Origin of the sequence: Providencia sp. PROV197 (assembly GCF_028479625.1) — a bacterium.
GTDB classification, from domain to species: Bacteria; Pseudomonadota; Gammaproteobacteria; order Enterobacterales; family Enterobacteriaceae; genus Providencia; species Providencia vermicola.
The window spans coordinates 184,004-197,857 of record NZ_JAMPNZ010000015.1 but is presented as its reverse complement, the minus strand read 5'-3'; the positions used below and the strand labels follow the sequence as shown (position 1 = coordinate 197,857).

The window sequence follows — 13,854 nt, the reverse complement described above, 5'->3', positions numbered from 1 at the left end:
TATTTAATACACGATTGTTGAATATACCAACATAAAAAAGCCACCAATTTGGTGGCTTCATGATAGCTAACTATATCGCTATAAGCGGATAATTATTTTTTAGACGCTTGAATATACAGCATTTCTAAAGCAATCGATGCCGCGGCTAATGCGGTGATTTCAGATTGGTCATAAGCGGGAGCCACTTCCACTAAATCCATCCCAACGATATTTAATGGCTGTAAACCACGCAGTAATTTCAGTGCACGGTCTGACGTTAAACCGCCAACGACTGGTGTGCCTGTGCCTGGTGCAAACGCAGGGTCAAGGCAGTCAATGTCAAAGGTTAGGTACACTGGCATGTCACCCACGATCTCTTTAATTTGCGCAACCATCTCGTCCACACCGCGGTCATTCACTTGCCCTGCATCGAGTACAGTGAAACCGTTGTCGCTATCGTGCTCAGTACGGATACCAATTTGCACTGAACGCGTTGGGTCAATCAAACCTTCTTTTGGTGCATGATAGAACATGGTGCCATGGTCATATTGACTACCATTGCCGTAAGTGTCAGTGTGAGCATCAAAATGCACTAGCGCCATTTTGCCGAAGTGTTTTGCATGTGCACGTAACAGTGGCAGCGTGACAAAGTGGTCACCTCCAAAGGTTAAGCAACGTTTGCCTGACTCTAACAGTTTTTCAGTATGTGCTTGCAGTTTATCGCACATGTCTTGTGCATCACCAAAAGCAAACACGACATCGCCGCAATCTACCACGTTTAAACGTTCTGTCAGTTTGAAGTTCCACGGCCAACGATGGCTTTCCCATGCTAGGTTAGTAGATACTTGACGGATTGCCGCAGGCCCATGACGGCTACCTGCACGGCCAGAGGTTGCCATATCAAATGGCACACCTGTAATAACCCACTCAGCGTCTGAGCTATATGGTTGAAAATTCAGTGGGAAACGTAAAAAACCAAATGCGTTAGAAACCAGTGAATTATCAACTTGATTACCTAATGTACTATTAATCATTTTTTATTCCTCAAAATAGACCCGCCTATTAGCAAGCCCCTTTAATATTTGGTTCGAATGGTTTTTACCTAATCAACTTCACACAGTATAAATAACAAGTCATGTTATGCGCATAAAGTTATTATCTATTCACCTTCTTGATGCGCTAAATAGTTCGCGTTGTGGCTAGGCGGCAAGAGAGGATATCTCGGGGAGCATACAAGAGTATGTGACCCGAGTAGCCGAGTGCAGCCAACACCGCCACAGCACGAAATATGACGAGCATTAAGTATTTATTCGTCTTCGAGATAAGTATAACCATACAACCCATTTTCGAACTCTGCCACAAAGTCTTTTTGCAGCTGCTCGCTCAGCCCCGTACCTTTGACTTGCTCTGTAAAACTGTCTAACAGTACCTCTGGCACCAGTTTGACGTATTGCAGCATATCTGCCACTGAGTCGCCTTCTTCACTTTGTAGGTAACGAATATTACCTTGGCTATCGACCCACACATCAATTGCTGCAGTATCTCCGAATAGGTTATGCATGTTGCCTAAGATTTCTTGATAGGCACCTATCATAAAGAAACCAATCATTGGTGGGTTTTCTGGATCATATGCTGGCATTGGCATGGTGGTTTCGACACCATCACCATCAACGTAATGGTCGATGATCCCATCAGAGTCACACGTGATATCTAAGAGCACCGCACGACGGTCTAACGGTTTATCTAAGCCTTCAATCGGTAACACAGGGAAAACTTGGTCAATCCCCCATGAATCTGGCAGAGATTGGAATAATGAGAAATTTACATAGAACTTATCTGCCATGCGCTCTTGCAGCTCGTCGATGATTGGACGGTGAGCGCGGTTGCTTGGGTCTAAGTCTTGCTGGATACGACGGCAAATATTGAGGTATAGCTCTTCTGCCCATGCGCGTTGAGTTAAATCAAGTACGCCATGAGCATACTGGGTATGGGCTTCTTGCAAGTCGAACTGGCTATCATGCAACCATTCACGTAGCGAACGACTATTGCCTTGGTGCTGCATGGACTCCCATGTTTCCCACAGTGATACCAAAGAGCGTGGTGCGTCTTCATCTGGCGGTGAGGTTTTGGTAAATTCGTTACGCTCAACACCGATAACATTCGAGACCAACACAGTATGGTGCGCTGTCAATGCACGACCTGATTCCGTAATGACGGTTGGATGTGGAAGGTCAAATTCTTCACACGCATCGCCAATTGCCCAAATCACATTATTCGCGTACTCGTTCAAGCCATAGTTAACTGAACAATCGGACTGCGAACGTGTTCCTTCATAGTCAACGCCTAAACCGCCACCCACATCAAAGCATTGAATATTGACACCTAAACGATGCAACTCCACATAAAAACGTGCAGATTCACGAACCCCTGTCGCGATATCGCGAATATTGGCCATCTGTGAGCCTAAATGGAAATGCAGTAATTGCAGGCTATCTAAGCGATTTGCATTGCGTAAAATTTCCACCAATTGCAGAACCTGCGTAGCCGCCAAACCAAATTTTGATTTCTCGCCGCCACTGGCTTGCCATTTGCCTGATCCTTGAGAGGCTAAACGTGCACGCACACCTAAACGAGGCGTCACATTCAAGCTTTCCGCTTCTTTTAACACCATCTCAATTTCAGACATTTTTTCGATCACAAGATAAACCTTATGACCCAATTTTTCCCCGATTAACGCTAAGCGAATATATTCACGGTCTTTATAACCATTACAGACGATGACGGTTTGTGTTTTGCCTGCGTTGGCGAGTACCGCCATAAGTTCCGCTTTCGAACCTGCCTCAAGCCCTAATGGTTCTCCTGAATTAACCAATGACTCAATCACGCGGCGCTGCTGATTTACCTTAATTGGATAAACCAAAAAATAGTCGCCTTTATAGCCATAGGATTCACGAGCACGTCTAAATGCGGCATTAATTGAACGCAAACGGTGCTGTAAGATTTGAGGAAAACAGAACAATGCAGGCAAGCGCAAATGCTCTTGTTCTTCTTTGACTTGGTTAACTAATTCAGCAAGATCAACAAAAGTGTCAGGGTTTTCAGGGTTTGGGCAAACACAGACATTTCCGCGCTCATTCACCTGATAGTAACCACCGCCCCAATACGCAATGTTATAGGTCTGGCGCATTTTGCGTGCGATATTATCATTCATAATAAACTCCTGTATGGAGGGGTGAGTGGCGCGCTCTCATTCCTGATATATGTCAGTAAAGACATAGCACTGGCAAGCAGTTATATCGGAGGAAACGGCAATACTCAGATTTTAATAAAAAGTGCTTAGAATTCTAAACAGTGACAATATACGACCTTAAGCTGACAAATTAATGACTCAGCCTTGAAGGTGTATTAAAGATGTGACGGTAACTTCGTGATGAAGTAAAGAATGACAGGAAAGTAAACGCCAAAGTCACACGGCGATCCGCATATGACGGTTGGATACTGTTATTCAGTAGATTATGGATCATTCCCCATTAACCCCCAATATAACTGTTTAGCCCCTTCAGATTTCAATGTTGTAGCACTATTTTGGCAGGCTGACCTGTTGATTTAAGCTATATCACCTTGTGTTTTATTGAAATTCAAAAGTTTATAAACATTCCTGATAGATAGTAGGCGCTTTATTTTGACCTACTGGTATATAACGGGAAAAAACAACCATCCGTTACGGTCGCAGTTTATACATCTATTGGACGCAAAAAGCAAAAGCAAAATGCCGAAATTGCGATAAAATTTTAACGGCAATAAATCGAGCTATTAATCACGGCGACCTATAAGCAAAAAATAGCTCATCGATATAATGCTATTCACCCTAAATGATTTTTAAGTGAAAAACAGCCAAATAAAATAAACCTCCCTTTCCTTAAGGATTTAAAGCGATTTTGCTTAGTTTATGACGTGTTAGTAGGGATTACGCCTAGGGGATGATAGTTAATTTGTGCCTCTATTCGTTTTTTGTATAAATACAGGTAGAAATTTTTACTTCATAGGACTAAAATAGCCGTCTAGATGTTAAAACATCCAATTATAAATTCTGCGAATTCTTAAGGTATTAAACTCATGGCTACACATCTCTTTACTTCTGAGTCTGTATCAGAAGGGCATCCAGACAAAATTGCGGATCAAATCTCTGACGCAGTACTTGATGCTATTCTTGAACAAGACCCAAAAGCTCGCGTTGCCTGCGAAACCTACGTCAAAACAGGTATGGTAATGGTCGGGGGAGAAATCACCACCAGTGCTTGGGTTGATATTGAAGAAATCACACGCAAAACGGTTCGTGAAATTGGTTACACCAGTTCAGATATGGGCTTTGATGCCAATTCTTGTGCTGTTTTAAGTGCGATTGGTAAGCAGTCTCCTGATATCAACCAAGGTGTTGACCGTACAGACCCATCAGAACAAGGTGCGGGTGACCAAGGCCTGATGTTTGGTTATGCAACCAATGAAACTGATGTGCTAATGCCAGCGCCAATTACTTATGCACACCGCTTAGTTCAACGCCAAGCAGAAGTGCGTAAAAATGGTACATTGCCATGGTTGCGTCCAGACGCGAAAAGCCAAGTCACCTTTAAATACGATAACAATAAAATTGTGGGTATCGACGCCGTTGTTTTATCCACTCAGCATTCTGAAGATATCCAACAAAAAGAACTGCATGAAGCGGTGATGGAAGAAATCATCAAGCCCGTTCTGCCAGCAGAGTGGTTATCAAAAGAAACGAAATACTTTATTAACCCAACAGGCCGTTTTGTTATCGGTGGGCCAATGGGTGACTGTGGCTTAACAGGCCGTAAAATTATCGTTGATACCTACGGTGGTATGGCACGTCATGGGGGCGGTGCGTTTTCTGGTAAAGACCCATCAAAAGTTGACCGTTCAGCAGCCTATGCAGCACGTTATGTTGCAAAAAATATTGTTGCGGCTGGCCTGGCTGATCGTTGTGAAATCCAAGTGTCTTACGCGATTGGTGTTGCTGAGCCAACCTCTATTATGGTGGAAACCTTTGGTACAGCGAAAGTTGATGAGACTTTACTTATCCAATTAGTGCGTGAGTTCTTTGACTTACGTCCTTATGGTTTGATCAACATGCTTGACCTACTACACCCTATTTATCAGCAAACTGCGTCTTATGGCCACTTTGGCCGCCCACAATTCCCGTGGGAAAAAACAGACAAAGCAGAAGCTTTACGCGAAGCTGCTGGTCTGTAATACATCGAACTAAAACGTATTACACAAAAACCCATCATAGTGATGGGTTTTTTATTGCTTGTGACTTAAACCCTATAAAATGGCTTAGGATTTTTGGCTAAATTGGTAAACGGACATCCCTGCAATCATTGCCAGCGTAAAAATAATTCCTTGAGTGATCCCCAAGCCAGTTAATAATAATGCAGGTCCTGGGCAAATCCCTGCAAGTCCCCAACCAAGGCCAAATACCGCACTCCCAGCCAACAACTTTTTGTCTATTTTTTGATTAGTTGGAATTTGCAACGGGCAATTTAACACACTCACTCGGCGCTTTTTCACCCATGCATAAGAAACTCCGCTAATCGCCATCGCAACAGCCATCGTCACCAGTAATGAAGGATCCCAATTTCCAGTGATATCTAAGAATGCTAAAATTTTGGCTGGATTTCCCATCCCCGCAAGCACTAACCCCAAGCCAAATAAGACCCCTGAAATTAAGGCAATAAGAATTGGCATCAGTTTATCCCCCTAACCCAAAATGATTAGAAATCGCAACGGTCACAAAAGCAACAATCATGAAAATCAACACCGCGACAATTGAGCGACGGGAAAAACGCGCCATACCACAAATGCCGTGTCCACTTGTACAACCGCCCCCTAAGCGCGTGCCGAAGCCAACGAATAAACCCGCGATGATCAAAATAGGCGTACTTGCCGCGATATTGACTTCAGGTGTATAAGCAAACCACGTAAATAAAATCGGCGAGATAATAATGCCCAAAATAAAGGCAACCTTCCATGCGGTGTCCCCTTTAGTCGGTTTTAAGATCCCTCCCAAAATACCGCTAATCCCAGCAATTCTGCCGTTAAAAACCAACAAAATTGCCACAGCAACACCAATGAATACCCCACCGATTGCTGCTGAGACTGGTGTGAAATTTGCCCAATCAATACTCATCTTATTTCTCCTGCACGGGGCAATAAAGTTGATATAACGTATTGAGTAACGTGAATAATTTTTCATCCGCAATTGCATAATAAATGCGTTTGCCCTCACGGCGAGTTTTCACAAGCCCATCATTACGCAACACCGTAAGTTGCTGGGATAATGTAGGTTGTTGGATACCGAGTTGTTGCTCCAAATCGCTGACGCAAGCCTCCCCTTGAGTCAATTGGCACAATAAAATTAGCCTATCTGGGTTACCCAACGTTTTTAATAAGGAAGCCGTTTGTGATGCCGCCTGTTTCATAGCTGAAAGCTGCTGTTCCGATGTGATATTATTCATACAGTCACTTATACTTAACAATATTATATATAAATACAATATATTATTTAATATAATAACTGTCAATTTTTACTTGTTTGAAAGCAACTGCATCACGTATTCTTAACTAATGAAAACCATTCGAGTCCCCATATTCCTACAACAGCACGTTATGCGAGTTCTACGCGAAAAGCTGGCCCTTGCTGAACAAAAACTGGAACAAACATTTCCTGAGCCCGCTGTTAACTACAAACAGCGAGGTACCACGGCGGGTAGCGCTTACCTGAAAGAGTGGGAAATTCGCCTCAATGCAACCCTACTGATTGAAAACACAGAAAAATTTATCGATGAAGTCATCCCTCACGAACTTGCACACTTGTTGGTATACCATGTGTTTGGGCGTAAAGGTGTTGCCCCCCATGGGAAGGAATGGAAATGGATGATGCAGCATGTATTAGAGGTTGATGCGAAACGCACACACAACTTTGCCGTTGCAACGGTAAAAAGCAAAACATTTGCCTATCACTGTGCTTGCCAAACCGTACATCAATTAACCATTCGTCGCCATAATAAAGTGGTACGAGGGGAAAACCAATATTTGTGCCGTCAATGTGGGGAGATTTTAAAACAAGAAAAATTAATCGAAACTGCGGCAGAAAACTGATTTCCTGCCGCATCAAATTTGAGGCGTGTGCTTAAGCGAACTCCGTCATCACTAATTTAGCAATTTCAAAGTAAATGATTAAGCCAGTTCCATCGATAAAGGTCGCGATAAACGGTGCAGATACCACGGCTGGGTCAACTTTCATTTTCTTTAAAACCATTGGAATAATTGAAGAAACAATCGCACTCCACATTGTAATCGCGACGATAGTTAAGCTCACCACGATAGTCACTTCATGGCCAACACCTAAAATCCAAGCACGGATTAGGGCTGCTCCGCCAATAGTAATTGCAACTAAAAACGAAGTTGAAACCTCTTTCTTCAGGACTGTGCCTAAATTACGCAAACTCACCTCGCCCAATGCCATCGCACGGACTAACGTTGAGGTAATTTGTGTTCCACTGTTACCCCCCGTTCCAATTAATAATGGAATAAAGAAAGCCAGTGAAATTGCGGCTTCAAGTTGTTCTTCAAATGCTTTTAGTACTGTTCCTGTGTATGCTTCCGCCACAAACAACATTAATAACCAAACCACACGCTTACGCCATAATGTGACTGGGCTTGTGGTTAAGTAAGGTTCATCAAGTGGTGTGGTTGCGCCTTGTAACTGCGCATCAAGTGTATTCTCATCTTCAATCAGTTCTGCGATATCTTGCGGACGCAAAACCCCCATTAACTTGCCAAATTGCACCACTGGGATCATATCTAACCCACTATGGTTAATCAGGTCATAAACATCATGACGAGATTGTTCAGGCGCAACTGAAAAATAATTGTGACGCATAATATCTGACACAAATAAGTTTTCAGGTGATGCTAATAATGATTTAACTGAAAGAATACCATTTAAATAATTGTCGTTATCGACAACAAATAAATAGGTGGGGATTTGCTCGCCCTCAAGGTGCTCAATAAGGTTTTGTTTTACACAAGCAATTGAATCTGCGACAGAAACTGGCAAATATGATTGGCTCATATATGCGCTGACTGTGGCGTCATCGATTTTTGGTTGTTGTGTATTGTTGCCTTTGAGGCGTGCGTCTTTCATCGCGGATTGAGCAATGGCAACTGCTCCCGCTTTGTTCTGGGTAGTGAATGTCATTTTTTTAGTCCCTAGTTACTGTTGGTTACTCAAACAGTACTCACATAGGGGCGAAACCAGATGAGAGAATGCGAAAGCTATCTCTTCGTCTCGGTTTTAGCACTATACAACGTATCCTGTCTTTAACAGGAAGTTACATGGGGATATACCTTCGGTCGATATATCCTGTCCTAATCTTGGGCGTCTCTCGACGTCGTCAGATCAGTAACCTATGTTTGTATAGGAGCCTCGCCTAACGAGATACTGCACTTTGGATGCGGCGCGAATTATACCCACTGAGAAATTAATTACCACCCTATCCCTACGGTTTTTTACGCATTGAAAACTTACCGTTTAGGTCTCGTTTAAGTTAATGTTTAAAATAAACTAATAAAGTAACAAAATGTAATTTTAAATAATTTTCATTACTTTTCTATTAACAGTTAGCATAAAAAATAAATAGTCATGTGGAAAATTAAAAATGTATTTAAAATAATCGTTAACGTTTTTTATATTATACAAAGAAAACAATGACCAAACTTCATGACTACAGCCTATTTCAGCTTTTCAAGATAGATTCACCCCATTTAATATAATGTGAACTCATATAGCGAGTAAGATAAATCACTCATACTATTATATCTTACAATCCTTTCTTTCACCAAAGTGAAAAAAACAGAAATTTAGGTATGGAAATTTACTTATGGCGATATTTAATTCCCAAAAGTAACATAAGGGCACTTTTTTAATTTTATATAAATGTTTTTTTATTTTAATTCAGAATTAAATATCAACGGATTTATCTTAAAATAAATCAAGATTTATTAACCGTGAAAATTTTATTATGGATAAAGTAATTGTAGGAATGTTAACTAGCTTAACATTTCGTGTAAATGATGAAATAAAAATCGCGGCGATTTCCGCTTTAGGAGATTTTAAAGCAACGATTGAATATAATGATGCCATTATAAGAATCATAGACTTGTGCCAAGACCCGAATAAGGAAGTTGCTGTTTCAGCGATCAATACATTAAGTAAGTTATCGGTGTATTTTATACAAACCCCGCTATTAGAACATTAAATTTTACTCTTATTTTATGTATTGTAAATTTTAAATACCTTTTATATGGAATACTGTCCCATTAAATAATACATGAGACAGTATATTATTATTTAAATAACATTAGGCTATTTCAGTGTCGCCTTGTAATTGACAACTACATGCTAAAACATACCCTTCTGCTATTTCAGCGGCGGTCAATGTCATTGTACTTGTTGTTGTATAATTGCCCGATAATACTTTTGTCTTGCAACTTCCGCAAACACCTGCACGGCATGCAGCAATAACAGGTTGTTTATTTTGTTCTAATGCAGATAATAACGAAATCCCCACAGGCACTTTAAAATCAGCGAGGCGCTGGCGAATTTTAAGCGTCAGCACATCTTCGCTATTAACCACTTCTGGCTCAGTTGAAAAACGTTCCATAAAAAAATGTTCGACAGGTACACCTAAATTAGCCGCAAATTGCTGAGCATTTTTCATATAAGGAACTGGCCCACAAGTCATCACTACCCGTGAAGCAATATCGGGGACTAATGCTTGTAGTTTTTCTTCATTTAATCGACCTTGGGCTAACTCCCCATTATCTGGCGTTTCAGCCATAATACATAACTGTAAACGTTCTGGGTATGCACGTGTCAGTTGTTGCCATTCCTGCGCAAATATAACTTGCTTGTCGTCTCGCACATTAAATAATACTTTAACATGCGTTTCTGGACGATTGGCCATCAACCAGCGTGTCATTGACATAATTGGCGTCACGCCACAACCCGCAGCAAGCATTAGATATTGTTGGCTTTTCACATTTGCACAGGTAAATTCCCCTTGAGCTTCAGACAACCAGAGGTAATCCCCAGGCTTCACTGCACGAGTTAACCAGTTAGAGCCCATACCATCCTCTAATCGCCTAACGGTAATTGAAATATAACGGCTTTGACCTGGTGATGAAGAGAGAGTGTAAGCCCGCATGACATCATCACTATTTTTAATACTAACCAATGCATATTGCCCTGGTGAATACATATAAAAATCATGATTAATTAAGTTGATCGTCCAAACATCCGATGTTTCTTGGATAATCGAATGAATTTGCATTCTATTTGGACATAAACTACTTGGCATTGTCATCGCACGACTCCTTTAAAGGGGCTTTCGCCCCTCTCTTCTCATATCTGTGTTTAGGCTTGTTATGTTTTTCTGGCTAATTATGCAGGTAAGATTTCAGCCAAATCTTGCTCAACTGTCGTAATGCTACGCATTCCAAACTTCTCATTTAATACATTGAGTAAGTTTTCAGTTAAGAAACCAGGTGCACTTGGGCCGGTATAAATGTTTTTCACGCCAAGGGCCAGAAGGGTTAATAAAATCACGATGGCTTTTTGCTCAAACCACGACAAAATTAAGCTCAGCGGTAAATCATTGATACCACATCCCAGTTTTTCTGATAAATTCACAGCAAGCATAATCGCTGAGTAGGCATCATTGCACTGACCCACATCAAGTAAGCGTGGTAAGCCTTCTAGGGTACCAAAATCTAATTTATTGAAACGATATTTACCGCAAGCCAGTGTTAAAATCAGGCAATCTTCAGGTACTGCACGTGCAAAATCAGTGTAATAACTTCTTTCATCACGGCTGCCATCACACCCTCCAACAAGGAATACATGACGTAATTTTTTCTGTGATACTAAATCAATTACCGCGTCTGCTGCACTTAACAGGGTTTGGCGACCAAAACCAACCGTAATTTTGTGTTCAATTTCGGTATATGGGAAACCCGCTAATGATTGTGCTTGCGCGATCATTTCTGCGAAATCATCACCCTCGAGGTGTTTTGCTCCAGGCCAACCGACAATACTGCGAGTCCAGATCCGGTCTTTATAATCCCCCACATCTGGGTCAATAATACAGTTTGAAGTCATCAATACAGGGCCTGGGAACTTCGCAAACTCCACTTGCTGATTTTGCCAACCGCTACCGTAGTTACCCACTAAGTGTGCGTATTTTTTCAGCTCAGGGTAACCGTGAGCAGGTAACATTTCACCGTGGGTATAGATATTAATCCCTGTTCCTTCCGTTTGTTCTAATAGCATTTTTAAGTCTTTCAGGTCGTGACCTGAGATTAAAATACATTTCCCTGCAACAGGGCGAACATTAACTTCCGTCGGCGTTGGGTGACCAAACTCGCCAGTTTCACCTGCATCTAAGATTTCCATGATTTTGAAGTTCATCAAACCAATTGCCATGGAATTATTGAGCAGTTCATTCATATCAGCAGGTAATGTACCAAGCCAAGCCATAATTTCATGATATTGACCATAAACATCATTATCATATTGGCCTAAAACATGTGCGTGCTCCATATACGCTGCCGCACCTTTTAAACCATACAAGCAGAGCATACGCAGACCATGGATATCCTCACCCACTTGTGCTTTATCGATATCTAATGCAAATTTTGCCGCTTGTGCTTGTAGTGTTGGGATGTCAGACCCATCTAATTGTAAATTAATGAGTGGATGATTAAATGCGACTGCGCTATTCACAGATTGGCAGTGTTTAATTAATTTATCGCGTAAATAAATCGCTTCACGTGCATAACCAATAATACGGTCTGAATCAAAGTTCACGTTGGTTAACGTGGAGAAAAATGCGCGGGGTGCAAAGCTATCGATATCATGATCAATAACGCCTAAAGTCCGTGCAGTAACCGCACTCGCAGATAAACTTTGCAATACAGCAACTAATAAATCTTGTAGATCAGACGTTTCAGCTGTTTTACCGCACATACCCTGCGCGTATGCACAGCCATTTCCAGCTGGAGTTCTAATTGTTTGTTCACATTGCACACAGTACATGTTGTTCGCCTCTTAAAGTTGCATTTCAAATACAACATTAAGATTACGCTCTTTATTAGAATAAAAAAGAGACATTTCAGGTTATCTAACCATTTATTGATCTATATTAATATTCAATGTTAATGAGAACTATTCACGTCAATTAAAGTATGCTAAATAAACAAATTCGCCTTTTTTTGTGTTACTTTTTGTTCCTTTCAGCCTACCTTATGAAAAAAAATCATTTCCTATGATGGTTTTCGAGTAAGCCTTGGTATACTAAATATAAGTGGTTGTTATTTGGTCGTAATTAGAGAATCCAATAAAGATGATACAGGCAAACGCGTCCCAAAAATCTCCCCCTTCTTCAGCCAAAGGGTTATTCACACGAATAAAAAGCTCAGACAAGACGCCATTAAAGATCCTATTACTGTCCGCCATTATTGGCGCATTTGTAGGATTAGTCGGCTCTTTATTTGAAATGGGCACAACATGGGTCAGCAACATTCGAGTTCAATCGGTAGATGAACTTGTTGATAACAAGTGGCTGGTTGTTGTAACCATGTTTTTTGTTTCCGCCATTTTAGCGATGATTGGCTATTACCTCGTAAAACGCTTTTCTCCAGAATCTGGAGGGTCAGGGATCCCTGAAATTGAAGGCGCTTTACAAGATTTACGCCCTGTCAGGTGGTGGCGAGTGATCCCCGTAAAATTTATTGGTGGCCTTGGCACATTGGGTTCAGGAATGGTTTTAGGCCGTGAAGGCCCAACAGTACAATTAGGCGCAAATATTAGCCAAATGTTCTATGACCTTTTTCGCTTAAAGGATAATGAATCCCGCCATACTTTATTAGCTTCAGGGGCAGCAGCAGGTTTGGCCACTGCGTTTAATGCCCCCCTTGCAGGCATATTATTCATTATCGAAGAGATGCGCCCACAATTTAAATACAGTTTAATCTCCATTAAATCGGTGTTTATTGGTGTAGTGACTGCCACAATTGTTTACCGCTTAATCAACGGTGAAGCTGCTGTACTCAACATTGGACAATTTTCTGCTGCTCCGATGAATACCCTGTGGTTGTACCTTATTTTGGGTATGTTATTTGGCATTATCGGCATTTGTTTTAACCACTTCCTGCTGTTCTTACAAAGCCAGTTTCAACGTTTTTACCAAAATAAACTTTCTCGTTTTGTCATGATGGGCGGTTTAATCGGTGGCCTTTGTGGCGCAATTGGTGTTTACATGCCTGAAATTGTGGGTGGCGGTTATGCCGTGATCCACCAGATGGTTGCTGGTAGTTTTACCGTCACCTTATTATTATTGTTTTTTGCACTGCGTTTTCTGACGTCGACCATTAGCTTTAGTTCAGGTGCACCTGGTGGGATTTTTTCACCTTTACTCGCTTTAGGTACATTATTTGGAGGGATTTTTGGTTACAGTGCATTAGCGCTTTTTCCTGAATACCAAATCGAAGTGGGCACATTTGCCATCGCTGGAATGGGTGCTTTATTTGCAGCAACAGTAAGGGCCCCATTAACAGGGATAGTCTTAGTTTTAGAAATGACCAATAATTACCAGTTAATCCTACCGATGATTATTACCTGTATTGGCGCCACTATGATGGCTCAATTCTTAGGCGGTAGACCGCTATACGCTGTCTTATTAGAAAGAACCTTAGCACGTAGCGAGAAAGAAAAAGCAGCAAACGCATAACTCTTGT

Annotated in this window: 13 protein-coding genes and 1 riboswitch; of the genes, 4 read left to right on the top strand and 9 right to left on the bottom strand. The window is 41.4% G+C overall.

Features of this window, described 5'->3' with window-relative positions:
- Positions 1-92: 92 nt before the first annotated feature.
- The 3 genes from speB to PR808_RS08495 all read right to left on the bottom strand — a co-directional run bounded on the left by speB (position 93) and on the right by PR808_RS08495 (position 3,503).
- The gene (gene speB, locus PR808_RS08505; protein ID WP_206082723.1) at positions 93-1,013 is read right to left on the bottom strand and encodes an agmatinase; all 921 of its coding nucleotides are present in this window, start codon (positions 1,011-1,013) and stop codon (positions 93-95) included.
- A 272-nt stretch (positions 1,014-1,285) separates the two neighbouring features.
- Positions 1,286-3,190: a biosynthetic arginine decarboxylase gene (gene speA, locus PR808_RS08500; RefSeq protein WP_206082724.1), complete on the bottom strand. Its 1,905-nt coding sequence runs from the start codon at positions 3,188-3,190 to the stop codon at positions 1,286-1,288.
- Positions 3,191-3,359: 169 nt separating this feature from the next.
- Positions 3,360-3,503, bottom strand: a complete 144-nt coding sequence (locus PR808_RS08495) for a hypothetical protein (RefSeq protein ID WP_272539105.1) — start codon at positions 3,501-3,503, stop codon at positions 3,360-3,362.
- A gap of 592 nt (positions 3,504-4,095) precedes the next feature.
- On the opposite strand from PR808_RS08495, the gene metK reads away from it, so the two are divergent.
- Positions 4,096-5,247 (top strand): methionine adenosyltransferase, encoded by a 1,152-nt coding sequence (metK, locus tag PR808_RS08490; RefSeq protein ID WP_206082725.1) that lies wholly within the window; start codon positions 4,096-4,098, stop codon positions 5,245-5,247.
- Between the two features lie 84 nt (positions 5,248-5,331).
- On the opposite strand, the gene PR808_RS08485 is transcribed toward metK, so the two are convergent.
- Genes PR808_RS08485 through PR808_RS08475 form a run of 3 tightly spaced genes read right to left on the bottom strand, consistent with a single transcriptional unit; the run spans position 5,332 to position 6,512 of the window.
- Positions 5,332-5,742, bottom strand: coding sequence for a DUF6691 family protein (locus PR808_RS08485; protein WP_206082726.1), 411 nt, complete (start codon positions 5,740-5,742; stop codon positions 5,332-5,334).
- Between the two features lie 4 nt (positions 5,743-5,746).
- Positions 5,747-6,184, bottom strand: coding sequence for a YeeE/YedE family protein (locus PR808_RS08480; protein ID WP_272539104.1), 438 nt, complete (start codon positions 6,182-6,184; stop codon positions 5,747-5,749).
- Position 6,185: 1 nt separating this feature from the next.
- Positions 6,186-6,512 carry an ArsR/SmtB family transcription factor gene (locus PR808_RS08475; RefSeq protein ID WP_206082728.1) on the bottom strand — a complete coding sequence of 109 codons (327 nt, stop codon included), beginning with the start codon at positions 6,510-6,512 and terminating at the stop codon, positions 6,186-6,188.
- 109 nt (positions 6,513-6,621) lie between these two features.
- Here PR808_RS08475 and PR808_RS08470 point away from each other — a divergent pair, with 109 nt between their 5' ends.
- A complete protein-coding gene (locus tag PR808_RS08470) occupies positions 6,622-7,155 on the top strand; it encodes a SprT family zinc-dependent metalloprotease (RefSeq protein ID WP_206082729.1) in 534 nt (177 codons plus the stop codon).
- A gap of 31 nt (positions 7,156-7,186) precedes the next feature.
- On the opposite strand, the gene PR808_RS08465 is transcribed toward PR808_RS08470, so the two are convergent.
- Entirely contained in the window at positions 7,187-8,257 is a 1,071-nt protein-coding gene (locus PR808_RS08465) for a magnesium transporter (RefSeq protein ID WP_206082730.1), read from the bottom strand.
- Between the two features lie 74 nt (positions 8,258-8,331).
- Positions 8,332-8,504, bottom strand: a riboswitch (M-box (ykoK) riboswitch).
- Positions 8,505-9,080: 576 nt separating this feature from the next.
- Here PR808_RS08465 and PR808_RS08460 point away from each other — a divergent pair.
- Positions 9,081-9,317 carry a HEAT repeat domain-containing protein gene (locus PR808_RS08460; RefSeq protein ID WP_206082731.1) on the top strand — a complete coding sequence of 79 codons (237 nt, stop codon included), beginning with the start codon at positions 9,081-9,083 and terminating at the stop codon, positions 9,315-9,317.
- A 102-nt stretch (positions 9,318-9,419) separates the two neighbouring features.
- On the opposite strand, the gene hcr is transcribed toward PR808_RS08460, so the two are convergent.
- A complete protein-coding gene (hcr, locus tag PR808_RS08455; RefSeq protein ID WP_272539103.1) occupies positions 9,420-10,424 on the bottom strand; it encodes an NADH oxidoreductase in 1,005 nt (334 codons plus the stop codon).
- A gap of 77 nt (positions 10,425-10,501) precedes the next feature.
- The gene (gene hcp / locus PR808_RS08450; RefSeq protein ID WP_206082733.1) at positions 10,502-12,154 is read right to left on the bottom strand and encodes a hydroxylamine reductase; all 1,653 of its coding nucleotides are present in this window, start codon (positions 12,152-12,154) and stop codon (positions 10,502-10,504) included.
- A 307-nt stretch (positions 12,155-12,461) separates the two neighbouring features.
- On the opposite strand from hcp, the gene clcA reads away from it, so the two are divergent.
- Complete coding sequence (clcA, locus tag PR808_RS08445) at positions 12,462-13,847, top strand: H(+)/Cl(-) exchange transporter ClcA (protein ID WP_272539102.1); 1,386 nt, start codon at positions 12,462-12,464, stop codon at positions 13,845-13,847.
- The last annotated feature ends 7 nt before the right edge of the window (positions 13,848-13,854 follow it).